This window comes from Streptomyces sp. NPDC017246 (genome assembly GCF_044331325.1).
GTDB lineage: Bacteria > Actinomycetota > Actinomycetes > Streptomycetales > Streptomycetaceae > Streptomyces.
In genome coordinates, this window is the sequence record NZ_JBIRMW010000019.1 from 24,618 (window position 1) to 49,525 (window position 24,908).

The 24,908-nt window shown below is 70.4% G+C and carries 21 protein-coding genes; 17 read left to right on the forward strand and 4 right to left on the reverse strand.

The window, feature by feature from the left end:
* Positions 1-229: 229 nt before the first annotated feature.
* The 7 genes from ACH4MY_RS32775 (at position 230) to ACH4MY_RS32805 (ending at position 7,267) form a co-directional block, all read left to right on the forward strand.
* A complete protein-coding gene (locus ACH4MY_RS32775) occupies positions 230-1,492 on the forward strand; it encodes a DUF4158 domain-containing protein (protein WP_398007692.1) in 1,263 nt (420 codons plus the stop codon).
* Positions 1,374-3,062: a Tn3 family transposase gene (locus ACH4MY_RS32780; RefSeq protein WP_398007694.1), complete on the forward strand. Its 1,689-nt coding sequence runs from the start codon at positions 1,374-1,376 to the stop codon at positions 3,060-3,062. Before ACH4MY_RS32775 ends, ACH4MY_RS32780 begins: the two co-directional genes overlap by 119 nt.
* 60 nt (positions 3,063-3,122) lie before the next feature.
* Positions 3,123-3,695: a hypothetical protein gene (locus ACH4MY_RS32785; protein ID WP_398007696.1), complete on the forward strand. Its 573-nt coding sequence runs from the start codon at positions 3,123-3,125 to the stop codon at positions 3,693-3,695.
* A 270-nt stretch (positions 3,696-3,965) separates the two neighbouring features.
* Positions 3,966-4,568, forward strand: coding sequence for a recombinase family protein (locus ACH4MY_RS32790; protein WP_398007697.1), 603 nt, complete (start codon positions 3,966-3,968; stop codon positions 4,566-4,568).
* 1 nt (position 4,569) lies between these two features.
* Entirely contained in the window at positions 4,570-6,048 is a 1,479-nt protein-coding gene (locus ACH4MY_RS32795; RefSeq protein ID WP_398007699.1) for a S1 RNA-binding domain-containing protein, read from the forward strand.
* Between the two features lie 8 nt (positions 6,049-6,056).
* A complete protein-coding gene (locus ACH4MY_RS32800; protein WP_398007909.1) occupies positions 6,057-6,413 on the forward strand; it encodes a hypothetical protein in 357 nt (118 codons plus the stop codon).
* Positions 6,414-6,625: 212 nt separating this feature from the next.
* Positions 6,626-7,267 carry an HAD family acid phosphatase gene (locus ACH4MY_RS32805; RefSeq protein ID WP_398007701.1) on the forward strand — a complete coding sequence of 214 codons (642 nt, stop codon included), beginning with the start codon at positions 6,626-6,628 and terminating at the stop codon, positions 7,265-7,267.
* Between the two features lie 111 nt (positions 7,268-7,378).
* Here ACH4MY_RS32805 and ACH4MY_RS32810 read toward each other — a convergent pair whose 3' ends face one another.
* On the reverse strand, positions 7,379-7,870 hold the full coding sequence (locus ACH4MY_RS32810; RefSeq protein WP_398007703.1) for a hypothetical protein: 492 nt from the start codon (positions 7,868-7,870) through the stop codon (positions 7,379-7,381).
* Positions 7,871-7,986: 116 nt separating this feature from the next.
* Here ACH4MY_RS32810 and ACH4MY_RS32815 point away from each other — a divergent pair, with 116 nt between their 5' ends.
* A complete protein-coding gene (locus ACH4MY_RS32815; protein ID WP_398007705.1) occupies positions 7,987-8,628 on the forward strand; it encodes a lipoprotein in 642 nt (213 codons plus the stop codon).
* Positions 8,629-8,727: 99 nt separating this feature from the next.
* Here the strand turns inward: ACH4MY_RS32815 and ACH4MY_RS32820 are convergent, their stop codons facing one another.
* Positions 8,728-10,269 carry a ricin-type beta-trefoil lectin domain protein gene (locus ACH4MY_RS32820; protein ID WP_398007707.1) on the reverse strand — a complete coding sequence of 514 codons (1,542 nt, stop codon included), beginning with the start codon at positions 10,267-10,269 and terminating at the stop codon, positions 8,728-8,730.
* 142 nt (positions 10,270-10,411) lie between these two features.
* On the opposite strand from ACH4MY_RS32820, the gene ACH4MY_RS32825 reads away from it, so the two are divergent.
* The 4 genes from ACH4MY_RS32825 (at position 10,412) to ACH4MY_RS32840 (ending at position 16,476) form a co-directional block, all read left to right on the forward strand.
* Positions 10,412-11,821, forward strand: a complete 1,410-nt coding sequence (locus ACH4MY_RS32825; RefSeq protein WP_398007709.1) for a class II fumarate hydratase — start codon at positions 10,412-10,414, stop codon at positions 11,819-11,821.
* A gap of 170 nt (positions 11,822-11,991) precedes the next feature.
* Positions 11,992-12,657 carry a DUF402 domain-containing protein gene (locus ACH4MY_RS32830; protein WP_398007710.1) on the forward strand — a complete coding sequence of 222 codons (666 nt, stop codon included), beginning with the start codon at positions 11,992-11,994 and terminating at the stop codon, positions 12,655-12,657.
* A 311-nt stretch (positions 12,658-12,968) separates the two neighbouring features.
* Positions 12,969-14,918: a SpoIIE family protein phosphatase gene (locus tag ACH4MY_RS32835; protein ID WP_398007712.1), complete on the forward strand. Its 1,950-nt coding sequence runs from the start codon at positions 12,969-12,971 to the stop codon at positions 14,916-14,918.
* Positions 14,919-15,036: 118 nt separating this feature from the next.
* Positions 15,037-16,476 carry a catalase gene (locus tag ACH4MY_RS32840; RefSeq protein WP_398007714.1) on the forward strand — a complete coding sequence of 480 codons (1,440 nt, stop codon included), beginning with the start codon at positions 15,037-15,039 and terminating at the stop codon, positions 16,474-16,476.
* A gap of 70 nt (positions 16,477-16,546) precedes the next feature.
* Here the strand turns inward: ACH4MY_RS32840 and ACH4MY_RS32845 are convergent, their stop codons facing one another.
* A complete protein-coding gene (locus ACH4MY_RS32845) occupies positions 16,547-18,757 on the reverse strand; it encodes a transglycosylase domain-containing protein (RefSeq protein WP_398007716.1) in 2,211 nt (736 codons plus the stop codon).
* Positions 18,758-19,061: 304 nt separating this feature from the next.
* Here ACH4MY_RS32845 and ACH4MY_RS32850 point away from each other — a divergent pair, with 304 nt between their 5' ends.
* From ACH4MY_RS32850 to ACH4MY_RS32860, 3 genes are read left to right on the forward strand one after another with little or no spacing between them, the layout of a single operon-like run.
* Positions 19,062-19,586, forward strand: coding sequence for a PadR family transcriptional regulator (locus ACH4MY_RS32850; RefSeq protein ID WP_189834038.1), 525 nt, complete (start codon positions 19,062-19,064; stop codon positions 19,584-19,586).
* Positions 19,583-20,266 carry an ABC transporter ATP-binding protein gene (locus ACH4MY_RS32855; RefSeq protein ID WP_398007718.1) on the forward strand — a complete coding sequence of 228 codons (684 nt, stop codon included), beginning with the start codon at positions 19,583-19,585 and terminating at the stop codon, positions 20,264-20,266. Before ACH4MY_RS32850 ends, ACH4MY_RS32855 begins: the two co-directional genes overlap by 4 nt.
* Positions 20,263-22,635: an FtsX-like permease family protein gene (locus ACH4MY_RS32860; protein ID WP_398007720.1), complete on the forward strand. Its 2,373-nt coding sequence runs from the start codon at positions 20,263-20,265 to the stop codon at positions 22,633-22,635. Before ACH4MY_RS32855 ends, ACH4MY_RS32860 begins: the two co-directional genes overlap by 4 nt.
* A 57-nt stretch (positions 22,636-22,692) precedes the next feature.
* On the opposite strand, the gene ACH4MY_RS32865 is transcribed toward ACH4MY_RS32860, so the two are convergent.
* Positions 22,693-23,667, reverse strand: coding sequence for a LysR substrate-binding domain-containing protein (locus ACH4MY_RS32865; protein ID WP_398007722.1), 975 nt, complete (start codon positions 23,665-23,667; stop codon positions 22,693-22,695).
* A 133-nt stretch (positions 23,668-23,800) separates the two neighbouring features.
* Here ACH4MY_RS32865 and ACH4MY_RS32870 point away from each other — a divergent pair, with 133 nt between their 5' ends.
* Both ACH4MY_RS32870 and ACH4MY_RS32875 read left to right on the forward strand, forming a co-directional pair.
* Positions 23,801-24,355: a peroxiredoxin gene (locus ACH4MY_RS32870; protein ID WP_351899544.1), complete on the forward strand. Its 555-nt coding sequence runs from the start codon at positions 23,801-23,803 to the stop codon at positions 24,353-24,355.
* A gap of 6 nt (positions 24,356-24,361) precedes the next feature.
* Complete coding sequence (locus ACH4MY_RS32875) at positions 24,362-24,901, forward strand: alkyl hydroperoxide reductase (RefSeq protein ID WP_015035886.1); 540 nt, start codon at positions 24,362-24,364, stop codon at positions 24,899-24,901.
* The last annotated feature ends 7 nt before the right edge of the window (positions 24,902-24,908 follow it).

The window sequence follows — 24,908 nt, forward strand, 5'->3', positions numbered from 1 at the left end:
CGTCACCTTGGTCGCGTTGTGGTGATCAAGGAGAGGAGCGGGGACGTGCGTCGGGAGTGGGAACCGGAGGATCTGATCGAGGTCTGGACGCTGCTGGAGGAGGACCAGGAGCGGCTTCGGAACAAGTCGGGAGCCAACCGGCTGGGCTTCGCGCTGCTGCTGAAGTTCTTCGAGGTGGAGGCGCTTTCCGGAGGATGCGGCGGAAGTCCCGTCGGCGGCGGTGTCGTACGTGGCCCAGCAGGTGAAGGTGCCGGCCAAGGAGTGGGGCGCCTACGACTGGTCGGGGCGGGCGATCAAGCGGCACCGGATGGAGGTCCGGGCAGCGTTCGGGTTCCGCGAGTGCACGCAGGAGGACCAGGTCCAGCTCGCGCAGTGGTTGGCGGCGGAGCTGTGCCCGGTGGAACTGAACCGGGACCGGCTGGCTGAGGCGGTGGTCGCGCGGTGCCGCAACGATCGTCTGGAGCCGCCGGCACCAGCGAGGGTGACGCGGCTGGTCGCCTCGGCGGTGAACACCTTCGAGGAGGGGTTCTGCGCGACAACGGTGGAGCGGTTGTCCGCTGCCTCGCGGTCCCGGCTGGATGACCTGGTGGCCGTGGACGACGGGTATGAGGGCAGCGTGGGCGGGGGCCGAACGTTCTTCACCGAGCTGAAGGCGGACCCCGGCGCGCTGGGCTTGGACAGCCTGCTGACGGAGGTGAACAAGCTGCAGCGGGTCCGGCAGCTGGAGCTGCCGCCGGAGTTGTTCGGGGAGTGCTCGGAGAGGCTGGTGTCGGCGTGGCGGGCGCGAGCGGCGAAGGAGTACCCGTCCGACCTTGTCGCGGCGCCGGGCCCGGTGCGGTACACGCTGCTGGCGGCGCTGTGCCACGTGCGCGAGAGCGAGATCACCGACTCGCTGGTCGACCTGTTCATTCAACTGGTGCAGAAGATCAATACGCGGGCCGAGAAGAAGGTTGAGGGCGAGTTCGTCAGGGAGCTGAAGAAGGTCCGCGGCAAGGAGGCGATGATGCTGCGGGTCGCCGAGGCCGCTTTGGCCGAGCCGTCCGGCACGGTTCGCAAGGTGATCTTCCCGGTGGTCGGCGGGGAAAAGACGCTCAAGGCGCTGGCGGCCGAGGCGGCGGCGAACGAGGCCAAGTACAAGGCGCGGATCCGCACCGTGCTGCGATCCTCGTACTCGGCGCACTGGCGGCGGATGCTCTCGCCGCTGTTGTCGGCCTGGGAGCTGAAGAGCAACAACACCGCTTACCGGCCGGTGATGGACGCGATCGATCTGCTCAAGCGCTACCTGGACCAGCCGATCAAGGACGGGGCGTTCTTCGACGCGGAGGAGAGGGTGCCGCTGGAGGGGGTGGTGCCCGAAGCAGTGGCGGGCCGCAGTGGTGGACGACAAGGGCCGGGTCGAGCGCATCCCCTACGAGCTGTGCGTGCTGGTCAGCCTGCGGGACGCGCTGCGCAGGCGGGAGGTCTGGGTGGCCGGGGCGAACCGCTGGCGTAATCCGGAGGACGATCTGCCGCCGGACTTCGAGGACAACCGGGACGTGCACTACTCGGCGATCCGTCAGCCGCAGGACCCGCAGGAGTTCATCGCCGCCCTGCAGAGGCGGCTGCGCGACGCTCTCACGGGCTTCGACACCGCGTTGGAGCTGGGGACCACGGGCGGGGTGGAGATCACCAAGCGGCACGGCGAGCCGTGGATCAAGGTGTCCCCGCTGGCCAAGCAGGAGGAGCCGGAGAACCTGGTCGCCCTGAAGGCCGAGATCCAGCGCCGTTGGGGGACGATCGACCTGATCGACATCCTCAAGGAAGCCGAGTTTGCCACCGGATTCACCTCCGAGTTCGCCTCGGTAGCCTCGCGCGAGGCGGTCCCACGTGACGTCCTGCGGCGCCGGCTGCTCCTGGTGCTGTTCGCGCTGGGCACCAACATGGGCATCAAGCGGGTGGTGGCCACCGGCAAGCACGGCGAGTCCGAGGCGGTCCTGCGCCGGATCCGGCACTTGTTCGTGAACCGGACCAACATGAGGTCCGCGCTGGTCAAGCTCGTCAACAACACCTTCGCTGCCAGGGACGAGGGCTGGTGGGGCGCGGGTACCGCCTGCGCCTCCGACAGTCGCAAGTTCGGCGCCTGGTCCAGCAACTTCATGACCGAGTGGCACCAGCGCTATCGGGGCCCCGGCGTGATGATCTACTGGCATGTTGAGCGCAAGTCGGTGTGCATCTACTCCCAGCTCAAGCACTGCTCGGCGTCCGAGGTCGCCTCGATGATCGAGGGTGTGCTACGGCACTGCACCGACATGGAGGTCGACCGGCAGTACACCGACACCCACGGCGCCTCCATCGTCGGGTTCGCGTTCGCGCACATGCTCGGTTTCAGCCTGCTCCCCAGGCTGAAGAACGTCGGCTCGGCTCGGCTGTACCGCCCCGCCGCCGGCGAGGACGAGCAGTGGCCCCAGCTGGGCCCGGTGCTGTCCACCAAGACGATTGACTGGGAGCTGATCCGCCAGCAGTACGACCAGATCGTCAAATACACCACCGCCCTGCGCCTGGGCACCGCGGAGGCCGAGCAGGTCCTGCGCCGGTTCACCCGCGGCGGGCCCAAGCACCCCACTTACCGGGCCATCGAAGAGCTGGGGCGGGCCGTGCGCACGGCCTTCATCTGCGACTACCTCGCCGACGCCGACCTGCGCCGGGAAATCGACGAAGGACTGCAGGTCGTCGAGAACTGGAACAGCGCGAACCACGACCTGTTTTACGGCAAGGACGGCGAACTGACCGGCAAGGACAAGGAGAGCCAGGAGATCTCGATGCTCGCTCTCCACCTCCTCCAATCGGCCCTGGTCCACGTCAACACGCTCCTGGTCCAAGAAGTCCTTGCCGAGCCGAAGTGGGCGAACAAGCTCACCGATGCAGACCGGCGCGGCCTCTCACCGCTGTTCTGGACACACGTCAACCCCTACGGCAGGTTCGAGCTGGACATGAGCCGCCACCTGCACCTCGGCCCGCTCCTCCCGCACCAGCGCACCCCGCAGGACCACTCCGCGCGAACCGAGGATGCGACGGCACCTTGATCCTTTCGTTCCCTGCCTGTTCAATCAGCGCAAGTCTCAGCTGTCTCCAGAGGGGCGACTATGCAGTTCAAGTCCGAAGCGGATGCCGGAAGCGCCGAACGGGACGAGTGGTCCTATTCGCCGGCCGTCGGCGTCGGACCGCTCCGGTTCGGTATGACCGTCGACGAAGTGGTCGAGGCGGTTGAGATGCTCGGCCAGTCGAGCGTCAGCGAGTTGGCGCGGGACCATGCGATCTTTTCGCCGACGTGGAAGATCGAGGTCCACCGTCGGGGCGTGGCCCCTTCTCCGCCTGCCGTCACGGCATATGTGAGTCAAGCTGTAGGGCTGTTCTGCGTGGCTGCCGACGCCGTGCACGGTCCCCAGGTCGCGTACGACGGACTCACGCTTGTCGGAAGAGACCTGTCGGAGCTGGAGTGCGACGCCATCGCGTATGCCGAGGCAGTGGACGGGCACTTTCGCTACACGCCCGAGGGCTACGCAGGACCGGATGATCCGGGGGTCGTGATGCGCGGGCAACTCGTCGGGCAAGTCCTTCGATCGCGTCCCCTGTTCATGGTGACGCGCGACGGCGCCAATACCGAATGGGACTCGCTGCCGCGCGAGGAGTACCGCAACGGCCAGTTCCACGCCTGACGTGTTGTGACTCATGAGGCGGAGCAGCGCGGCACGATTCCGCAGTGGGAGCTGAGGCAGGTCGACGGTGCCGCTCGCGGATCTCGTCAAGGCGCCGGTGGCCACCGCGTCAGGGCCCTGACCGAGGCTGTCGGGTGTGTCCGCTTGGGGAACCCTCAACGAACTATCGTGATCTTGCCCGGCCGAGAGGATCCACCTGGGCTGACGGTGTCTCATTTAGGGTGTCCGGTGATCTGTGCGGTGAGCGGGGGCTTACCGTACGCTCCGGGCATGAGTGAACGCGTCGGCTACGCGAGATGCAGTCTGGACAAGCAGGACCTCACCGCCCAGCACGAGATCCTGATCAGCCTGGACGTCCCGGAGGACCGGATCTACCTGGACCACGGGCTGACCGGAACCAACCGCGACCGGCCCGGCCTGGCCCAGGCCCTCGCGGCGGTCCGCGCCGGCGACACCCTCGTCGTTCCCAAGCTCGACCGCCTTGCGCGCTCGGTACCCGACGCCCGCGACATCGGCGACTCCCTCACCGCCCGCGGCGTCAAGCTCTCGCTCGGTGGCACCCTCTACGACCCCGCCGACCCGATGGGCAAGATGTTCTTCAACATCCTGGCCACCTTCGCCGAATTCGAGGTCGATCTCCTGCGCATGCGCACCCGTGAAGGCATGGCGGTGGCGCGGGCCAAGGGCAAACTCAAGGGGAAGCAGCCCAAGCTCACCGCCCGCCAGCAGAGCCACCTGGTCCAGCAGCACCAGTCCGGCGAGCACACCATCGCCGACCTCGCCGAGCTCTTCTCCGTCAGCCGCGCCACGGTCTACCGCGTCCTTCAACGCCACCAGAACGCAGCCACGCCGTCGACTCCCGGCGGGCAGTGACGTGCTGCCCTACATCTATCAGGTCACCAAGTACGACCCTGCCGATCGCGACCAGCACGGCCACTACGCCGGCACCGAGGACACGACCAGCGACCACGGGCCGGTCGAAGCCGCCTACCTACAGGCCGTCGCCGCCTTCGCCGAGGACAGCGGCGTCGACCAGCTGGCCATCCGCGAGCCGCAGCTCGCAGGCTTCGCCCACTTCGGCCTGGAGCCACCGGTCGAAGGCCACGGCCTGGCCGGCCTCTTCCCCGCTGGCCCCGCCGGGTTCCACGACGGCGCACTGGTGCCGATCGACGTCAGCTTGGAACTCGTCCGGGCGATGCTCCGCGACAACGGCGCCTGGTGCCGGCTTGAGGTCGATGGAGAGTTCACGGTGCACGTCGGCTGGGACCAGTACCTCTACCTCGGCAGCAGCCGGCCCTGCGAAGCCGCGCTGACCCGCACCCGAGCACTCGGCCTGTTCACGCAACGCCTGGACGTATCGCCGTACGACTTCACCCCCGACGACCCCGCATACGTGCAGCGCCCGGCTGACGCCGACTTCTGGGCCCGCGTTGGCTGGACCGTCAGCGCCCACCGCGCCACGTTCCTGGAGGAGACCTTCGCCTTCAACGCCACCCGGTGGCACCGCCTGAGCCGCGACAACATCAAGACCGTGCGCTCCCAGCTGAACCCACGCGCACAGTTGACCGTCTGGCCGGACCTGCTCACCGACGTCGACACGGCCGTGGCTGCCCTGCCCGACGAAGGGCTAGTGGAGATCATCTGGGAGAAGGAAGACGGGCAGATCACCAGCACGGTCGTGGACGAGACCCAGTTCGAGGACGTGACCTCCCAGCTTGCCAGCGCGCGTGCTGCCGGCGTCGTATCCATGTACGCGGGTGAAGATCTTCCGCTGTTCACCGCTGTGCTGCCCGACAGCGACGGGGTACTCCGCGCGCGCTGGCAGACCGACCCGACACCCAGCGACCGGGACTGGGCGTTCCTGAAGACCCTGCGCCGCGGCCAGGTCGTCACCGGCTCGGTGACGACCATCGCCAGCTTCGGCGTCACCTTCGTGGACATCGGCGGCTTCACCGCGATGATCAACATTCCGGAACTCTCCTGGCGTCCCTTCAACCACCCGTCCGACGTCGTCAGCGTCGGCCAGGAGGTGACAGCTGAGGTCCTCGACGTCGACATGGTCAGGGAGCGAGTGCCGCTGTCGCTTCGAGCAGTGCAGGAAGACCCATGGCCGCAGGTAGCACAGAGGATTGGCCAGGTGGTCACAGGGCCGGTCACCAAGATCGTGCCGTTCGGTGTCTTCGTCCGCATCGAAGACCGAGAGGACGGCCTCGGGGGACTCGTGCACACCGACGAACTGGATCAATCGCCACAGGACGTCATCGAGGTCGGCGACGCTCTCACCGTGAAGATCATGGATGTCGATCTCGTACGGCGCCGCATTGCCCTGTCGCAGAGGCAGGCCGACCGGTGACGACGTGGATGCGGTGCTTCTGGGACGAGGAAGCCATCTGGTTCTACTTCGAGGTCGACGCCAGCGGCTGGGTGACCCGACAGGTCGAACTCCAGGGTTCCGAGCTGACTCCGATTGCGGCTGCGTCCCTGGACGAATGGCAGCGTGCCCAGCAGGCAGGGGGTCTGACCGAGCACGAAAGGACGTTCGGGGTTACCGCTGGGCTCCCGGTCTCACAGTGGGAGGGGCACGAACCCGATCAACTGACCGCGCAAGAATTCGAGGCGGTCTGGGATGCCGCCCGTCGTGCGATCACAGCCCGCCACCCGGTTGACCAGGGGCAGAACGCTGAGGCCCTGGCAGCAGTACGTCAGGTCGACTACTGAGAGCTACTTGTCACTTCGTGGCAGCTTCGGGAGTACAGGGCCGTCTCGGCTGATCACCCGACGCTCGGCGTCCGCCCCTCGGTCCTCCGGACCGGGGGGCTTCGTCGTCCGCTCAGAAAGTGGCTACCGACCGGTAGCCAACTCGTTGCCTACTGTCCAGTATTGAGCGCGAGCATGCCAAAGTCCTGAGCCGGTCGACCAAGGAGCCCCCCATGCCCGCCACGCCCTTCCGCAGGCGCGCCGCCGCCGGAACCACCGCCACGCTCGCACTGACCGCCTTCCTCGTCGTCGGCCCCGCGCCCACCGCCTCCGCCGCCGACCCGGACAGCCACAGCACGTCGACCGCGGCCTTCAAGGACGTCGACTACCGGACCTGGCTCCGTGACGTGGCGACCGTCGTCGCCGAGGCCCGCCCGTACGTCGAGGAGCGGTCCGGGAACGCCGGCCGCGAGAAGCAGGCGATCGTCCTGGACATCGACAACAGCTCCCTGGAGACGGACTTCCACCCGTTCTGGGAGCTGCCCACCCCGGCGATCGCCGAGGTGCGCGACCTCGTCCGGGACGCCCACGACCGCGGGGTGGACGTCTTCTTCGTCACCGCCCGGCCGGGCATCATCCACTCCCTCACCGACTGGAACCTGCGGAAGGCCGGCTACCCGGTCGACGGGCTGTACGTGCGCTCGCTGCCCGACCTGTTCGCCGAGGTCAGCGCGTACAAGACGGAGAAGCGCGCGGAGATCGAGGCCAAGGGCTACACGATCATCGCGAACATCGGCAACAACACCACCGACCTGGTCGGCGGCCACGCCGAGCGCACGTTCAAGCTCCCGGACTACGGCGGCAAGCTCTCCTGACCGAGAGGTCACCCCTGGGGACGTCCTGCCGGCGAGCCCGGCCCGACCGGCAGGACCGACCGGACAGGACCGGCAGGACCGGCAGGACCGGCAGGACCGGCAGGACACCCTCTAACGGGTGATGTGGAACTCCATCCGTGAGTAGTCCCCGTCCGGGGTCGAACGGATGGTGCCGCGCGCGTCCTTGAAGTCACCGGTCCCGCCGGTGACGGCGATGTCGAAGGCGGCGAGTTCCTCGTTGTCCAGGTCGGCTGTCAGCAGGGTCTGCCCCGTGATCTGTCCACCGGGGCCGCCGTTCAGCACGAAGGTGCCCACGCACAGGATGTCGCCGGGGTCCCCGGTGCGTACGACGGTGCAGGCCACGCCGTCCCGGCCGACCTTGTCGCCGCCCTTGGACTTGTAGAGGTCGTCGGCGAAGGCGAAGGCGGCGCCGACCTTGGCCGGCGGCCCGCTCTCGTCGCCCTGTGCGGGGACCTCCTTGGCGTAGACCGTGAACTCGAACCCGTCGGCGGCGGATGCCGGGACGGCGGCGACGGCGGAGAAGGCGCCGGCCGCGACCGCGGTGACCCCGAGCACGCCGATCCTCCTGAAGCTACGGAACATGTCCTGCCTCCTGCGGGGAGCCCCCCGGGGATCTTCGGACCTGCTTCACATTGTGCGACGCCGGACCCGGGTACGCCCGTCCGGTGGACCTCGGGCCCGCCATTACGCTGACGCCCATGAGACACCCGATACGGCCCCTGGCCCCGGTCGCCGCGGCCCTGGCGGCCGGGCTGCTGCTCGCCGGCTGCGGCGGGGCCGAGCCGATGCCCGAGGTCGCACAGGGCGCACGGCCCACGGCGGCACCCGCGGCGAAGGCACCCGCGGCCGCCGCGTCGCACCTGACCGTCGGCGGTCCCGGAACGGCCTGCGCGCTGCCCGTCGCTTTCGGGCTGGCGGAGAAGTGGACGCCGAAGTCGATCGAGGACCCCGAGAACCCGGAGTTCGCGGCGCTCACCCGCCAGGGCCCGGCCACCGTTCGCTGCGAGGTGGACGCCAAGCCGGCCGGTCACGTGGGCTATCTGCGGGTGTGGACGGCCGGGAAGCGGCCGGCCAGGGCGGCGCTCGAAGGGTTCGTGAAGGCCGAGCAGAACACCTCCGAGGTCACGTACAAGGAGAGCGGGTCCGGCGCGGGGCCCGTCACCGAGGTGACGTACACCGTCTACGACACACTGATGGAGGAGTCGAAGGAGGAGCGTGCCTTCGCCGTCGCGACCCCGAAGGGGACGGTGATCGTGCACCTCGGCGGGCTGGACACCGCGGAGCACCGGGCGATGATCCCCGCCTACGAGCTGGCCCGGACCACGCTCAAGGCGCTCTGACCCCGCTCCGACGCTCCGAGGCCGCAGGCGCACCGGGCACGGCCGTGGCCCCCGTCCGATCCCGGACGGGGGCCACGGCGTTCCTCACCGGCGTGCGGACTAAGCGAACCTCTGGTTCGCCGAGCCGTCGCAGGCCTGGAGCCGGATCGGCTGCCGCGCCGCGCCCTGGGTGAGGCAGAGCCCCGTCGCGTCGGCGGGACGGAGCGTGGCGCCGTCGCGGACGAACTTCTGGTTGGCGCCGCCGTGGCAGTTCCAGATGATGAGGGACCTGCCCGCCTGGTAGCCGGACGCGGGGACGTCCAGGCAGCGGTCCTGGGTGAGCTGGGTGTGGACGGTCCGACGGGTGGAGTCGTACCACCAGCCCTGGTTGCGGCCGCCGTGGCAGTCCCAGCCGAGGACGCCGGTCTCGTCGGCCGAGGAGGCCGCCTCGACGTCCAGGCAGTCGCCGGTCGCCTGGTTCTTCAGCGGCTTGAACGCGTCGTCCCAGGCCAGCGGGAAGAGGGTCGGCGTGCCCGAGGAGTTCACGTCGGCGCAACCGGCTTCGCGCGAGCCGGAGTTGTAGATCTGGGTGAGGCAGGACGCGAAGGCGGCGTGCCCGCGCGCGTTGGGGTGGAAGGACTGCCGCACCGAGTTCTCGTCCGGGGTGCCCGGCTTGGAGAGGTCGATGTAGAGGCCCCGGGCCCAGGTGTCCTCCATGCAGACCTCGTGGCCGTGGAAGAGCCGCGAGTTGTCGAGGAAGACGGCCCCGGTGGAGGCGGCGGCGGCGCGCATCCCGCGTTCGAAGGCGGGGACGGCGGTGTTGCGGCCCCAGACGGTGTCGGAGTCGTAGCCGAGTCCGCCGCAGATCAGCTTGCCGGGGAAGTCCGGGTTGTCGTGGAAGTCGGGGCCGATGGGGCTGGGGTAGCCCATGACGACGAGTTTGTAGTCGCCGTCGGCGTATCCGGCGTCGCGCATGACGGTCTTGAGGTCGCGCACGGTCTGCTCGACCTTGGGGACGAGTGCGTCGACGCGGGACTGCCAGCCGGGGGCGTACTTGGGCTCGCAGGTGCCCTGGAGCAGCAGGTAGCGCTGGACGCAGTCGGTCATGACGGGCCCGAACTGCAGGTCGTCGTTGGCGCCGGCGACGAGCAGGACCATCTTGATGCGGGTGTTGCGCGCCTTGACGGCCAGGTTGTCGCTCTGGACGAGCTCGTCGGCGTACTGCTTCGAGCCGCCGATCCGGATGTTGCCGGTGTAGGCGCCGGAGCAGGACACGTTGAACGTGAGGTCCGCGGGGATCCCGGTGCGGTGGATGGCGGCGTCGGGCGAGCGGTGGCACCAGTTGGTGGGGCCGTTGGTGGGCGGCTCGTACGTGCCGACGCCCTCGCCGGAGATCTCGCTGTCGCCGAGGGAGATCAGCCCGGTCTTGCGCTGGGCGAGCGGGCGCTCCTCGGGGCTGCCGTAGATCCTGGTGGCCTCGGCGGCCCGGACCGCCTCCAGCTCGGGCGGGAGCGGTACGGCGGCGGTGACCGTCGCGGTGCCGGTGACGGTGCCGGTGGCGGCCGCGCCGGCGGGAGCGGCCGCGGTCATCGTGCCGAGAGCGGCGGCGGCCGCGGCTACGGCGGCGACGGGCCAGCGGAGTCTGTACCTGGTGCGCCTCATTGCGCCTCCTGGAAGTGGGGTTACCCACGGTTTTTACTGGCCGGTACGCGTGATGGGAATACATCGAACAAGACAAGTGCTCATCTTTTTCGGGGGGGTTCGGGGCGCCCTCCGACGGGCATGGCGTGGGAGGTTGGAGTACATGAACGACACAGACCAGGCGGACGGCTACCGGATCGAGCACGACTCCATGGGCGAGGTGCGGGTCCCCGCGCACGCCAAATGGCGGGCCCAGACCCAGCGGGCGGTGGAGAACTTCCCGGTCTCCGGGCAGCGCCTGGAGCGCGCCCACATCGAGGCCCTGGCCCGGATCAAGGCCGCCGCCGCCCAGGTCAACGCCGAGCTCGGAGTGATCGAGAAGGACCGCGCGGAGGCCATCGCCTCGGCCGCGGCCGAGGTCGCCGAGGGCCGCTGGGACGAGCACTTCCCGGTGGACGTCTTCCAGACCGGCTCCGGCACCTCGTCCAACATGAACACCAACGAGGTGATCGCCACCCTCGCCACCGAACGGCTCCCCGAGGGGCGCGAGGTCCACCCCAACGACCATGTGAACGCCTCGCAGTCCTCCAACGACGTCTTCCCCTCCTCCATCCACATCGCGGCCACCGGCGCCGTCACCCGCGACCTGATCCCCGCCCTCGATCATCTGGCCGCCTCCCTTGAGCGAAAATCGGCCGAATTCGCGACGGTGGTGAAGTCCGGCCGCACCCACCTGATGGACGCCACCCCGGTCACCCTCGGCCAGGAGTTCGGCGGCTACGCGGCGCAGGTCAGGTACGGCGTCGAGCGACTGCGCTCCGCACTCCCCCGGCTCGCCGAACTCCCCCTCGGCGGTACGGCGGTGGGCACCGGCATCAACACCCCGGCCGGCTTCTCCGCGGCCGTCATCGCCGAGGTCGCCCGCGCGACCGGCCTGCCGCTGACCGAGGCCCGCGACCACTTCGAGGCCCAGGGCGCCCGCGACGCCCTGGTGGAGACGTCCGGGCAGCTCCGTACCGTCGCCGTCTCCCTCACCAAGATCGCCAACGATCTGCGCTGGATGGCCAGCGGACCGCGCACCGGCCTCGCCGAGATCAACCTCCCCGACCTCCAGCCCGGCTCGTCGATCATGCCGGGCAAGGTGAACCCGGTGATCCCCGAGGCGGTCCTGATGGTCGCCGCCCAGGTGACCGGAAACGACACCACGGTGGCGGTGGCGGGCGCGGCCGGGAACTTCGAGCTCAACGTCATGCTGCCGGTGATGGCCAAGAACCTCCTGGAGTCCGTACGGCTGCTCTCCAACGCCTCCCGGCTGCTCGCCGACCGCACGGTGGACGGGATCACCGCCAACGTCGAGCGGGCCCGCGAGTACGCCGAGTCCTCGCCGTCCGTGGTCACCCCGCTGAACAAGTACATCGGCTACGAGGAGGCCGCCAAGGTCGCCAAGAAGTCCCTCGCCCAGCGGAAGACCATCCGCGAGGTGGTGCTCGAGTCCGGCTACGTGGAGCGCGGCGACCTGACGGTCGAGCAGCTGGACGAGGCGCTGGACGTCCTGCGCATGACGCACCCGTGACCCGGCCGGCGGACGCGCCCCCGGCCGGCCCGGGGACGCGCCCGCCGCACCGCCCCGGGACGCCCCCGCCGGGGCGCCCGCAAGTGACCGGCCGGTAGTGACGGCCGGTAGCCGACTCATCCGTGATCTCCGCCGCAGCGGTCGTGGGAGCGCGCCCCTAAGATCTGCGCATGACAGGATCGGGCGGCTCCCAGCACTGGGCGCCTGGGGATCACATCCTCTGGCGCTATCGCGGCAACGGCACCGGAGAGGTGCACATCTGCCGACCCGTGACGGTCGTCCAGGACACGCCGGATCTCCTCGCCGTCTGGATGGCCCCCGGCACGGAGTGCGTCCGCCCCGTGCTCGCCGACGGCACGCCCGTGCACGAGGAGCCGCTCGCCACTCGCTACACCGCCCCGCGCACCACGGAACGCGCGCGGTGGGCCGGCAGCGGAGTCCTGAAGCTGGCGAGACCCGGCGAGCCGTGGTCGGTGTGGCTGTTCTGGGAACGGGGCTGGCGCTTCCGCAGCTGGTACGTGAACCTGGAGGAGCCGCGGGTCCGGTGGTCCGGCGGCTTCGACTCCGAGGACCATTTCCTCGACATCTCCGTCTACCCCGACCGCAGCTGGCTGTGGCGCGACGAGGACGAGTTCGCGCAGGCCCAGCGGTCCGGCCTGATGAGCCCGGAACAGGCCGCCCTGGTACGCGCGGCGGGGCGGCGGGCGGTCGAGCGGATCAAGGAGTGGGGGGCGCCGTTCGCGGACGGCTGGGAGGACTGGCGGCCCGATCCCGCGTGGCGGGTGCCGGAACTGCCGGCCGACTGGGACCGCACTCCCGCGCACACGGCACCGTGAGACCCTTGATGCGCCCCCGGGGTTCAAACGTAGGATCGTCCTCCGCACGGCAGAGGCGGACCGGACAGTACGTCAGACCGGCCGGACAGCACGTCAACGAGCGAACACAGCGCAGGACCTGACCAGAAGTCATCCACGAGGGGGAGAGCAGTGCCGGACGTCTGCCCGGGTGTTCCCACCCCCGCTGGTGCCGCAATCCGCAGAGCCTCCACATCCGCTGCATACAAGGGGTTTATCCCTGCCGAAGGCGCGGCATCGGCGAGAAGAGCGAGTGCATCGCACCACCGGCCCGGACGGACGGAATCCCACGCGTGACGGAGCATCCCACCTCCCACGAAGGCCGGCAGCCCCTGGCTGCCCGGTCGCAGGAACGCGCGCGCCCTCGCCAGGAGGCGGCCGCCGGCCTGCCCTCCGACGTGCCCGGCACCGCGGGCGGACCGGCGGGCCCGACGGCACCCGGTGCCGACGCACCCCCGCCGCCGCCTCCCACGGCCCCCGGCGGCCCCGGCACCATGGCCGTGGCCGTGACCCCGCAGCATCCCGGCGGGAGCAGGGGCGGTGACCCCGTCGCGCGCCGCGAGGGCGAGCGGCTGCGCTTCGTCGGGGCGGCGACCCGGCGCATCGCGCGCGGCATCGACCTGGACGAGATCGTGCTGGGCCTGTGCCGGGCGACGGTCCCGACCTTCTCCGACGAGATCCTGGTCTACCTCCGTGACCCGCTGCCGGTGGGCGACGAGCGCCCGGTGGCGCCGTTCGTGCTGCGGCTGCGCCGCACGGACCGGCTCCGGTTAAGCGAACTGGAGGGAGAGGAACTCGTCCTCGTACCCGACCCGGATCCGACCCCCGCGGCCGAACTCTGCGAGGTGCGGTCCGGCGGGGCGCTGGCCGAGGTGCTGCGCGGGGTGCGGCCGGTGTTCGGCGACTCCGCCGCCGCCAAGACCGCGCTGTCCGAGCTGCTCGGCGCGGACCATCCGCTGCCCGGCGGGCTGCGCGCGGTCCTGGCCCCGCTGCGCGGCCGGCGCCGGGTGATCGGCGCGGCCGTGTTCCTGCGCCGCCCGGAGCGGGCCGGCTTCGAGCCGAACGACCTGCTGGTCGCGGCGCAGCTGGCCACGCACACCGCGCTCGGCATCGACAAGGCCGTCCTGTACGGCCGTGAGGCGTACATCGCGGACGAGCTGCAGCGGACGATGCTGCCGGACTCGCTGCCCCAGCCGACCGGCGTCAAGCTCGCCTCGCGCTATCTGCCGGCGGCCGAGACGGCCCGGGTGGGCGGCGACTGGTACGACGCGATCCCGCTGCCCGGCAGCCGGGTCGCCCTGGTCGTCGGCGACGTGATGGGCCACTCGATGACCTCGGCGGCGATCATGGGCCAGCTGCGCACCACCGCGCAGACGCTGGCCGGGCTCGACCTGCCGCCGCAGGAGGTCCTGCACCATCTGGACGAGCAGGCGCAGCGGCTCGGTGAGAACCGGATGGCGACCTGTATGTACGCGGTGTACGACCCGGTCTCGCACCGGATCACGGTGGCCAACGCGGGCCATCCGCCGCCGATACTCCTCCACCTGGGCGGCCGCGCCGAGGTGCTGCGGGTCCCGCCGGGCGCGCCCATCGGCGTGGGCGGGGTGGACTTCGAGGCGGTCGAGCTGGACGCTCCGGCCGGTGCCACCCTGCTGCTCTACACGGACGGTCTGGTCGAGTCCCGGCTGCGGGACGTCTGGACCGGCATCGAGCAGCTGCGGGAGCGCCTCGCGGCGACCGCGCAGCTGACCGGTCCGGACCACTCGCCGCCGCTGGAGGCGCTCTGCGACGACATCCTGGACATGCTGGGGCCGGGCGACCGGGACGACGACATCGCGCTGCTCGCGGCCCGTTTCGACGGGATCGCGCCGAGCGACGTGGCGTACTGGTTCCTGGAACCGGAGGACGCGGCCCCTGGCCGGGCCCGGCGGCTCGCCCGGCGGGCGCTGGCCCGCTGGGACCTGGAGGAGCTGACGGACTCGGTCGAGCTGCTGATCAGCGAGGTCGTGACGAACGCGGTGCGGTACGCGGAGCGGCCGGTGACCCTGCGGCTGCTGCGGACGGACGTGCTGCGCTGCGAGGTCGGCGACGACTCCCCGCAGCTGCCCCGGCAGCGGCGGGCGCGCGACACCGACGAGGGCGGGCGCGGGCTCTTCCTGGTGAACCGGCTGGCGAGGCGGTGGGGGGCGACGCGTCTCTCGGGCGGCAAGGTGGTCTGGTTCGAGCTGGCCACCCGTAGCTGAGCGCCGCCGCCCTCGCGGGCGTGTGCGGGGCAGCGGTTGCCGACCTCCCGTCGGCGGAGTTGACTTCTGTGGTGGACGCGGCGATCTGACCAGTTCCCCCACCGACGGGAGGACGCTCGTGACCTACACGACGAACAACGCCGGGAACCCGGTCGAGAGCGACGAACACTCGCTCACGGTCGGCCCCGACGGCCCCATCCTGCTCCAGGACCACTATCTGATCGAGAAGATGGCCCAGTTCAACCGTGAACGGGTCCCCGAGCGTGTGGTGCACGCCAAGGGCTCGGGAGCGTACGGCTTCTTCGAGGTGACGAACGACGTCAGTCAGTTCACCCGGGCGGTGCTCTTCCAGCCGGGTGCGCGGACGGAGATGCTGGCCCGTTTCTCCACGGTGGCGGGCGAGCAGGGCTCTCCCGACACCTGGCGGGACCCGCGCGGTTTCGCCCTGAAGTTCTACACCGACCAGGGAAACTACGATCTCGTCGGCAACAACACCCCGGTCTTCTTCGTCCGGGACACGATCAAGTTCCAGGACTTCATCCGCTCGCAGAAGCGCCATCCGGTGACGGGGCTGCGCGACCACGACATGCAGTGGGACTTCTGGACGCTGTCCCCGGAGTCCGCGCACCAGGTGACCTGGCTGATGGGCGACCGCGGCGTCCCGAAGACGTACCGGCACATGAACGGCTACGGCTCCCACACCTATATGTGGATCAACGCCGCCGGTGAGCGTTTCTGGGTGAAGTACCACTTCACGACCGACCAGGGCATCGAGTTCCTCACCCAGTCGGAGGCCGACGAGCTCGCCGGTAGCGACGCGGACGTGCACCGCCGCGACCTGTACGAGTCGATCCGGTCCGGCGACGCCCCCTCGTGGACCCTCAAGGTCCAGGTGATGCCCTTCGAGGCGGCGGCGGACTACCGCTTCAACCCCTTCGACCTGACCAAGGTGTGGCCGCACGGCGACTTCCCGCTGACCGAGGTCGGGCGGATGACCCTGGACAGGAACCCCGAGGACTTCTTCGTCCACATCGAGCAGGCCGCCTTCGAGCCCTCGAACATGGTGCCGGGCATCGGCCCGTCGCCGGACAAGATGCTCCTCGGCCGGCTGTTCTCGTACCCGGACACCCACCGGTACCGGATCGGCCCGAACTACGCGCAGCTGCCGCCGAACCGGCCCCGCTCCCCCGTCCACTCGTACGCGAAGGACGGAGCGATGCGGTACGAGAGTTCGGCGACGGCCCGGCCGTACGCGCCGAACTCCTACGGCGGTCCCGCGGCCGACTACGGGCGCTTCGGCGATCCGGCCGGCTGGGAGGCCACGGGTGAGCTGGTGCGCGAGGCCTACCGGCTCCACGCGGAGGACGACGACTGGGGGCAGCCGGGCACGCTGGTCCGCGAGGTCCTGGACGACGCCGCCCGCGACCGGCTGGTGTCGAACGTCGCCGGCCATCTGAGGGCCGGGGTGAGCGCACCGGTCCTGGAGCGCGCGCTCCAGTACTGGCGGAACGTGGACACGGATCTGGGTGACCGGATCGCGAAGGAGTTCGCCGGCTGAGCCGCCCCGAGCGGGCCTCCCGCACGTGACGAAGGCCGGACCCCCGTGGGGTCCGGCCTTCGTGGTGTCGCTACCGCTGCGGGCGGCCGGTGCCGGCGTTCTCCGGGTCGGTGCCCGGGTCCGGCGGCTCGATCGACGTCGGCGGGGTCGGCTCGTCGGTGACCGGCGGCTCGCTCGTGGGCTCCGGCGGCGTGGTGACCGGGTCGCGCGTCGGCTCCGGCGGCGTGGTGGCCGTCGGGGCCGGCGGGGGCGTCGAGTCCGGGGACGAGGTCGTCGGCGCCTCGGTGGGCTCCTCGGGGGCCTCGGTGCTCCGGCTGGGCGTCGGGTCCGGGGCGAACGTCGCCGAGTCGCCGGTCTCCAGGTCGAAGGAGGCGTCGGAGCCGCCGTCGAGGGCGCCGTTGGTGTAGTCGCCCCATATCTGGGCCGGCGTACGGCCACCGTTGGCGCGGCCGGGGTTGATGGTGTCGGTCAGGGTGACCTGGTTGCCCTTGGTGTCCTCGCCGAAGAGTCCGACGGCGGTGACGAGTTCGGGGGTGTAGCCCACGAACCAGGCGGAACGGTTGTTCTCGGAGGTGCCGGTCTTGCCCGCGGCCTCGTAGTCACCGGCGGCGCGGAAGCCGGAACCGTTCTGCACGACGCCCGTCATGGCCTTGGTGACGGTGTCGGCGGCCTCGCGGCTGATGACCTGGTCACCGGTCCCCTTGGCGGGGGAGACCGTACGGTCCCGGTGCGCGGCGGCCTTCACTAGGGTCGGCGTGACCTTCTTGCCGTGGTTGTCGAGGGTGGCGTAGACGCCGGCCATGTCCATGGTGGAGGCGCCCATGGTGCCGAGGGACATGGCGGGGGTCTGGCCGAAGTCCGCGCCGTCCTTCATGCCGAGGTCCAGGGCGGTCTTCTTGGTCTTGGCGACGCCGACGTCCACGATCATCTGGGCGTAGACGGAGTTGATGGAGCTGTTGGTGGCCTTCTGCACGGTGACGGGGCCGTAGCTCCGGTCGTCCTCGTTCTCGGGCGAGAAGGGGATGTCGCTGCCGACGACCTTGCGCTTGCTGGTGCCGTCGTAGATCGTGCCGAGGCCGATCTGCCGTCCGTCCTGGGTGACCGTCCGGTTGTCGAGCGCGGAGGCGAGGACGATCGGCTTGAAGGTCGAGGCGGGCTGGTAGTCGCGGCGGGTCGCGTTGGACATCCAGTGCTCGGTGGCGCCGACGCCGCCGTACATCGCGACGACCGCGCCGGTCTTCGGGTCGACGGAGGTGGCGCCGGCCTGGACGGTGGCGTCCTTCTTGTCGCCCTTGCGGTCGAGCTTGGCCTCCAGCTGCCGGTCGACGGCCTTGACGAGGTCCTTCTGCCGCTTCTCGTCGATGTTGAGGGTGATCGTCCAGCCGCCGGCCTTGATGTCCTCCTCGCTGAGGCCCTGGCGCATCAGCTCCTGGTTGGCGGCCTCGACGATGTATCCGGTCTGGCCCTCCATGCCGGGGGCGGGCTTGGGCTTGTGCGGGACGGGGAACTTCAGTCCGGCGCGCTCGTCGGCCGAGAGCCAGCCCTCGCCGACCATGTTGTCGAGGACGTAGTTCCAGCGCTCCTCGACGAGCTTGCGGCCGGTGGCGCTCGCGGAGGTCCAGTCGTACTGGTTGGGCGCCTGGAGCAGCGAGGCGAGGTAGGCGCCCTGGGCGGTGGTGAGCTGGGTGGCGTCGACGCCGTAGTACGAGCGGGCGGCGGCCTGGATGCCGTAGGCGCTGCGCCCGTAGTAGCTGGTGTTCATGTACCCGGCGAGGATGTCGCTCTTGCTCATCTGCCGGTCGACCTTGATGGCGATGACCATTTCCTTGAGCTTGCGCGTCGCGGTCTGGTCCTGGCTCAGGTAGAAGTTCTTGACGTACTGCTGGGTGATGGTCGAACCACCCTGCTTGCCCTTGCCGGTGACGGTGGACCAGGCGGCGCGGGTGGTGCCCTTGATGTCGACGCCGTTGTCCTTGTAGAAGCTCTTGTTCTCCGCGGCGACGAAGGCCTTCTGGACCTGCTGGGGGATCCTCTCCAGGCCGACGATCTCACGGTTGATCTTGCCGGTGCGGGCGAGGATCTTGCCGTTGGAGTACTTGTAGATGTTGCTCTGCATGGTCGCCTCGGCGTTGGCCGTCGGCACGGGGACCATGACGTAGACGGTGTACAGGGCGCCCATGGCGAGCAGGCAGCACACGAAGAAGGTGCCCAGGAGCTTCTTCCAGGAGAAGAAGCGGCGCAGGCCGCGTTTCTTCGCCTTGCTCTTGTCCGGTCGGCCCATGTGTCCTGTCGCTCCGCTCGTCGTGTGTCCCGGCGCGTCTCGGTCCGTGTCCCGCCCGCGCCGGGTCGGCTCAGCTAGCCAGCTAACACCGACGATGCAGACAAACGACAACCGATCACGCCTTTTCCGGACGTGAGAATCAGCACCCATGCCCAGAGGAACCGACGCTCGGACGGGGCGGATGGTTGCGCGAGGGAGTCGTTCCGCTTCGGGGAGTTGCCTGGCGTCGCGTCCGGCGCGGCTCCCGCCGGCCCGGATCCGCAGCTATACATCGTGCGTATACACCCCGTGTACAGTGAGACGCATGTCCATCGGTCACACCCTCCTGGGACTCCTGGAGTCCGGCCCGCGCCACGGCTACGACCTCAAGCGCGCCTTCGACGAGAAGTTCGGCCACGACCGGCCGCTGCACTACGGCCAGGTCTACTCGACCATGTCCCGGCTCCTGAAGAACGGCCTCGTGGTCGTCGACGGCATCGAGGCGGGCGGCGGCCCCGAGCGGAAGCGGTACGCCATCACCGACGCCGGCATCACCGACGTCGCCCAGTGGCTCGCCACGCCCGAGAAGCCGGAGCCGTACCTCCAGTCCACGCTCTACACCAAGGTCGTCCTGGCCCTGCTCACCGGCCGCGGCGCCGCCGACCTCCTCGACACCCAGCGCGCCGAGCACCTGCGCCTGATGCGCGAGCTCACCCGGCGCAAGAAGGACGGCGACCTCGCCGACCAGCTCATCTGCGACCACGCCCTCTTCCATCTGGAGGCGGACCTGCGCTGGCTGGAACTGACCGCCGCCCGCCTCGACCGGCTCGCCGAGGAGATCCGCCGATGAGTCACACACCGCTCCTGAAGGCCACCGGCCTCGACAAGGCCTACGGCCCCACCCCGGCACTCGCCGGCGCCTCCTTCGCGCTCCGCGCGGGCGAGGTCGTCGCCGTCATGGGCCCCTCCGGCTCCGGCAAGTCGACCCTGCTGCACTGCCTGGCCGGCATCGTGCGCCCCGACGCGGGCACCATCACCTACGACGGACGCGAACTCACCGCGCTCTCCGACACCGCGCGCAGCTCCCTGCGCCGTACCGACTTCGGCTTCGTCTTCCAGTTCGGCCAGCTCGTCCCCGAGCTGACCTGCGTCGAGAACGTCGCCCTCCCGCTCCGCCTCAACGGCGAGAAGCGGAAGACCGCCGAGGCCAGGGCCATCGAGTGGATGGCCCGCCTGGAGGTCGACGACACCGCCGCCAAGCGCCCCGGCGAGATATCCGGCGGCCAGGGCCAGCGCGTCGCCGTCGCCCGCGCGCTCGTCACCGCCCCGCGGGTGATCTTCGCCGACGAACCGACCGGCGCGCTCGACTCCCTCAACGGCGAACGCGTCATGCGCCTGCTCACCGACGCCTCCCGGGACACCGGCGCCGCCGTCGTCCTCGTCACCCACGAGGCCCGCGTCGCCGCCTACTCGGACCGCGAGATCGTCGTCCGCGACGGTGCCGTACGGGACGCGGAGTGGGTGGCATGACGCTCCGCACCTGGGCCCGCGACCTGGCGCTCGGCGCCCGGTTCGCGGTCACCGGCGGCCGCACCGGCCGGCTCCGCACCCTCCTGACCGCGACCGGCGTCGGCCTCGGGGTGACGCTGCTGCTGCTCGCCGCCGCGCTGCCCAACATGCTCTTCCAGCGGGAGGTACGGGAATCCCTCCGCGCCGTCGACGCCAGCGAGACGATCACCTCCCCCCGGCCCGACTCCTTCCTCCACCTCGGACGGGCCACGGAATACCGGGGCGATGTCGTCAGCGGCCTCCTCGTGCGGCCCGAGGGGGACAGGCCCCCGGTCCCGCCGGGCGCGAAGGCGTTCCCCGCGCGCGGCAAGATGTTCGTCTCCCCCGCGCTCCGCGACCTGCTCGACTCCCCCGACGGCGCCCTCCTCAAGGAACGGCTGCCCTACAAGGTCGCCGGGACGATCGGCGAGGCCGGCCTCATCGGTCCGGCCGAGCTGCGGTACGTCGCCCACGTCGGCTTCCTCACCACCGACAACTTCGACGGGCGCGGTGTGCGCTACGGCTGGTCGGTGCCCGAGGAACCGATGAACGCGTTCCTGATCCTCCTCGTCCTCGTGGCGTCCGTCGTCCTGCTCGTCCCGGTGCTCGTCTTCATCGCGACCGCCGTCCGCTTCGGCGGCGAGCAGCGCGACCGGCGGCTCGCCGCGCTCCGGCTCGTCGGCGCCGACACGGCCACGACCCGGCGGATCGCGGCCGGCGAGTCCCTCGCGGGCGCGCTGCTCGGCCTGGTGGTGGGACTCGGACTCTTCGCGGTGGCACGCGAGTTCGCCGGTGCCTTCACCATCTGGGACGTCAACGCCTATCCCTCCGACGTCGTACCGATGCCCGCGCTCGCCGGGCTCGTCCTCGTCACGGTGCCGGTCGCGTCGGTCGTCGTCACCCTCTTCGCGCTGCGCGGGGTGGCGATCGAACCGCTCGGGGTGGTCAGGACCGCGACCCCGCGCCGCCGCCGGCTGTGGTGGCGGCTGCTGTTCGTGGCCGCCGGCGCCGCGCTGCTCGCCCCCGTGATCGGCGGGATCGAGATGACCCAGAGCGGGATCGACAGCACGCGGATCGGCATCGGTGTCGCACTCGCCCTCATCGGCCTCACCACCCTGCTGCCCTGGCTCGTGGAAGCGGTGGTGAAGCGGCTGCACTCGGGTCCCGTGGCCTGGCAGCTCGCGGTCCGCAGGCTCCAGCTGAGCAGTGGGACGGCGGCCCGCGCGGTCAGTGGCATCGTCGTCGCGGCGACCGGGGCGATCGCGCTCCAGATGCTCTTCCAGGCGATGGAGAGCGACTTCACCCAGGGCACCGGAGCGGACTCCTCCCGCGCCCAGATCGCCATCGGCACCCACGCGAAGGACGGCGACGACGCCCGCGCGATGATCGGCCGCTTCGAACGCACCGAGGGCGTCAGCGACGTGATCGGCGTGGTCTCGTCGCACGTGTGGCGGCCCGGACCCCTCAAGAAGGGCGAGGAGTTCGCCCCGATGGCCTCGGTCCGGGTCGGCGACTGCGCGTCCCTCGCGGAGTTCGCCACGCTGCCGTCCTGCCGGGAGGGCGACGTCTTCGTCTTCCTCGCGCACGGGGAGCAGGGCTCGCCGCCCGACACCTGGATCACCCGGACCGCCCGGCCGGGCGCCGCGGTGGCACTCCGCGACCCGTATCCCCATCCGAGCGACCCGAGGGCCCGCGAGAGCGGGCCGGTGCCCCAGTGGCGCATCCCCGCCGACGCCCGGCTCGTGGACTCGCGCCCGGACCCGACCGGCATGTACGAGTACGGGGTCCTCGCCACCCGGTCGGCGATCGACCCGGCCCGGCTCGACGAGCCCGACGCGACGGCGATGGTCCGGCTCGACCCGGCCGTGCCCGACGCCGCCGAGCACGTACGGAACGCGGCGGCGGGCGTCGATCCGACGGCCTGGGTCCGCACCCTCGCGGACACCCAGCAGGACGCCCAGTTCGGCAGTGTCCGCACCGGGATCCTGGTGGGCTCCACCCTGACGATGCTGCTCGTGGCGGCCTCGCTGCTGGTGACCACCCTGGAGCAACTGAGGGACCGCAAGCGGCTGCTCTCCTCGCTCGTCGCCTTCGGCACCCGGCGCTCCACCCTGGGCTGGTCGGTGCTGTGGCAGACGGCGGTGCCGATGCTCCTGGGGCTCGGTCTCGCCGTGGCGGGCGGGCTCGGTCTCGGGGTGGTCCTGCTGTCGATGACCTCGCAGGGGGTCCAGGACTGGTGGGTCTTCCTGCCGGTCGCCGGAATCGGGCTCGCGCTGATCGCGGCGGTGACGCTGCTGAGCATGCCGCCGCTGTGGCGGCTGATGCGTGCGGACGGGCTGCGCACCGAGTAACCCGGCGTTCGCACGTACGAAAAGGGGGTGGGCGCGGGTTCCTGGAGCCGGGGGGTTTCAGGAACCCGCGCCCAGCACCCGTACCGGGAGCTCCCGCATCGCGCCCCTGAGGGCCTCCGCGAGCTCCTCGAACTCGGCGTGCCGGGCGGCACCCGTCCGCATCGCGAGGGCGATCCGCCGGGCGGGGGCCCGCTCGGCGAACCGCCCGGTCCACAGGGCGTTGTTGCGGGCGGTCTCGACCGTGACCGCGGTACGCGGCAGCAGCGTCACACCGAGCCCGCCGGCCACCAGCTGGACCAGGGTGGCGAGTCCCGCCGCGGTGGTGGTGACCTCGGCGCCGCCCGTGCGCCCGGCCTCGCGGCAGATGTCGAGGGCCTGGTCGCGCAGGCAGTGCCCCTCGTCGAGGAGCAGCAGCCGCAGCTCCCTGAGGGCCTCGCGGGGGATGTCGTCCCGCCCGGCCAGCGGATGCCCCTCCGGGGTGACCAGGACGAAGTCCTCGTCGAAGAGGGGGAGTTCGGTGACGCCGGGCACCCCGAGCGGGACGGCGAGGAGCAGCAGGTCGAGCCGTCCGGCCGTGAGCCCCTCCAGGAGCGAGGAGGTCTGCTCCTCGTGGACCTGGAGATCGAGGTCCGGGTAGCGCCGGTGGACCAGGCGCAGGACCGTCGGCAGCAGGTACGGGGCGACGGTCGGGATCACACCGAGCCGCAGGACGCCGGTGAAGGGGGCCCGGACCGCCTCCGCCTCCTCCATCAGCTCCGAGACCGCGTCGAGGACGGCCCGCGCGCGCACCGCCAGCCGCTCCCCCGCGGGCGAGAGCAGCACCTTTCTCGTCGTACGCTCAAGGAGCTGTGCACCGAGTGCCTCTTCGAGTGCCGAAACCGCGCCCGAGAGGGCGGGCTGGCTCATGCCGATGGAGGCCGCCGCATCGCGGAAGTGCAGATGCTCGGCGACCGCCACGAAGGCTCTGAGCTGGGAGAGGCTCGGCTGCTTGCCTCGGTTCGGGCCGTGCGCGGGGCTGTACGGGGATGCCACTGATAACCACCTTCGATCAACCCGACCCACTCTAGCTATTTCACTGATCAATGCACTCCGTGCCATGCTGTGAACACGTCCAACCCCCACGGAAGACCCCAAAAGGGACCCTTCCCCCTTGCAAGGAGAGCGCGTGCTCACTGTCGGTGACAAGTTCCCCACCTACGACCTGACCGCCTGCGTGTCGCTGGAGAGCGGCAAGGAGTTCGAGCAGATCGACCACAAGGCCTACGAGGGCAAGTGGCGCGTGGTGTTCTTCTGGCCGAAGGACTTCACCTTCGTCTGCCCCACCGAGATCGCCGCGTTCGGCAAGCTGAACGACGAGTTCGCGGACCGCGACGCCCAGATCCTCGGCGTCTCCGGCGACTCCGAGTTCGTGCACCACGCCTGGCGCAAGGACCACGCCGACCTGCGTGACCTGCCCTTCCCGATGCTGGCCGACTCCAAGCACGAGCTCATGAGCGACTGCGGCGTCAAGGGCGCGGACGGCTTCGCCCAGCGTGCCGTCTTCATCGTGGACCCGAACAACGAGATCCAGTTCACCATGGTGACCGCCGGCTCCGTCGGCCGTAACCCCAAGGAGGTCCTGCGGGTGCTCGACGCCCTGCAGACCGACGAGCTGTGCCCGTGCAACTGGAACAAGGGCGAGGGCACCCTCGACGCCGCCGCGCTCCTGTCGGGCGAGTGATCTGAGATGGCTCTCGACGAACTGAAGTCCGCCATACCGGACTTCGCCAAGGACCTGAAGCTGAACCTCGGTTCGGTCATCGGCAACAGCGAGCTGCCCCAGCAGCAGCTCTGGGGCACCGTCCTGGCCTGCGCGATCGCCTCGCGCTCGCCGAAGGTCCTCAAGGAGCTGGAGCCCGAGGCGCAGGCCAACCTGAAGCCCGAGGCGTACCAGGCGGCCAAGTCCGCCGCCGCGATCATGGCGATGAACAACGTCTTCTACCGGACCCGGCACCTGCTGTCGGACCCCGAGTACGGGACGATGCGCGCCGGTCTGCGGATGAACGTCATCGGCAACCCGGGCGTCGAGAAGGTCGACTTCGAGCTGTGGTCGCTGGCCGTCTCCGCGATCAACGGCTGCGGCCAGTGCCTGGACTCGCACGAGCAGGTCCTGCGCCAGGCCGGTGTCGACCGCGCCACGATCCAGGAGGCCGTGAAGATCGCCGCGGTGATCCAGGCGGTCGGCGTCACCCTCGACGCGGAAGCGGTTCTCGCCTCCGCCGAGTAGCACGACA

Coding starts and splice junctions, on each gene's coding strand:
- ACH4MY_RS32785 (WP_398007696.1), top strand. CDS start 3,123: ATGCAGTTCAAGTCCGAAGCGGATGCCGGAAGCGCCGAACGGGACGAG.
- ACH4MY_RS32800 (WP_398007909.1), top strand. CDS start 6,057: ATGCGGTGCTTCTGGGACGAGGAAGCCATCTGGTTCTACTTCGAGGTC.
- ACH4MY_RS32825 (WP_398007709.1), top strand. CDS start 10,412: ATGAACGACACAGACCAGGCGGACGGCTACCGGATCGAGCACGACTCC.
- ACH4MY_RS32830 (WP_398007710.1), top strand. CDS start 11,992: ATGACAGGATCGGGCGGCTCCCAGCACTGGGCGCCTGGGGATCACATC.
- ACH4MY_RS32815 (WP_398007705.1), top strand. CDS start 7,987: ATGAGACACCCGATACGGCCCCTGGCCCCGGTCGCCGCGGCCCTGGCG.
- ACH4MY_RS32820 (WP_398007707.1), bottom strand. CDS start 10,269: ATGAGGCGCACCAGGTACAGACTCCGCTGGCCCGTCGCCGCCGTAGCC.
- ACH4MY_RS32845 (WP_398007716.1), bottom strand. CDS start 18,757: ATGGGCCGACCGGACAAGAGCAAGGCGAAGAAACGCGGCCTGCGCCGC.
- ACH4MY_RS32855 (WP_398007718.1), top strand. CDS start 19,583: ATGAGTCACACACCGCTCCTGAAGGCCACCGGCCTCGACAAGGCCTAC.
- ACH4MY_RS32805 (WP_398007701.1), top strand. CDS start 6,626: ATGCCCGCCACGCCCTTCCGCAGGCGCGCCGCCGCCGGAACCACCGCC.
- ACH4MY_RS32860 (WP_398007720.1), top strand. CDS start 20,263: ATGACGCTCCGCACCTGGGCCCGCGACCTGGCGCTCGGCGCCCGGTTC.
- ACH4MY_RS32810 (WP_398007703.1), bottom strand. CDS start 7,870: ATGTTCCGTAGCTTCAGGAGGATCGGCGTGCTCGGGGTCACCGCGGTC.
- ACH4MY_RS32875 (WP_015035886.1), top strand. CDS start 24,362: ATGGCTCTCGACGAACTGAAGTCCGCCATACCGGACTTCGCCAAGGAC.
- ACH4MY_RS32850 (WP_189834038.1), top strand. CDS start 19,062: ATGTCCATCGGTCACACCCTCCTGGGACTCCTGGAGTCCGGCCCGCGC.
- ACH4MY_RS32790 (WP_398007697.1), top strand. CDS start 3,966: ATGAGTGAACGCGTCGGCTACGCGAGATGCAGTCTGGACAAGCAGGAC.